At 61.8% G+C, this 414-nt stretch carries 1 protein-coding gene; it reads right to left on the reverse strand.

Annotation, left to right across the window (positions count from 1 at the left end):
• Positions 1-33: 33 nt before the first annotated feature.
• Positions 34-414 (reverse strand): type II secretion system protein GspM (gene gspM, locus AC1D0P_RS30600; protein WP_477680166.1); only part of this gene is annotated, 381 nt, incomplete at its 5' end.

The raw sequence follows: 414 nt of genomic DNA on the forward strand, positions 1-414 counted from the left end.
GGGCAACCAGTTTGAGCATAGCGAGCGCATTCATCACGGGCCGGCCTTGTCCGACAGGCGCGTCACCCCGTGAAAGGCAATGCGCATCGTCACCCGAGGCTCCTGGTTCTCACCGGGTGCGGAGCCGGATTGGATTTCGAGGTCATGAACGAACAGAACCGGCTTGGCTGTCTCGATGCGGAAGACGACGTTTTCGATCGACTTCCAATTGCCGTAGATATTGGCCGACAAGCCGATGGAAGCCGGGCCGCGATCGCTGCCGGCATCGCTTTCGATCGATTGCAATGCGGCGCCGGCATCCTGCGCCGCATCGCCCAGCCAGTTCTGCAGTTCGGCGCCGATGACCTCCCGGCTCTTGCCCTGAAGAAAGATATCACTGGCCACGGGTTCGGCGACGGCCGATTTGTCCAGGCC

The sequence above is a fragment of the Polaromonas sp. P1_G2 genome (genome assembly GCF_056405515.1).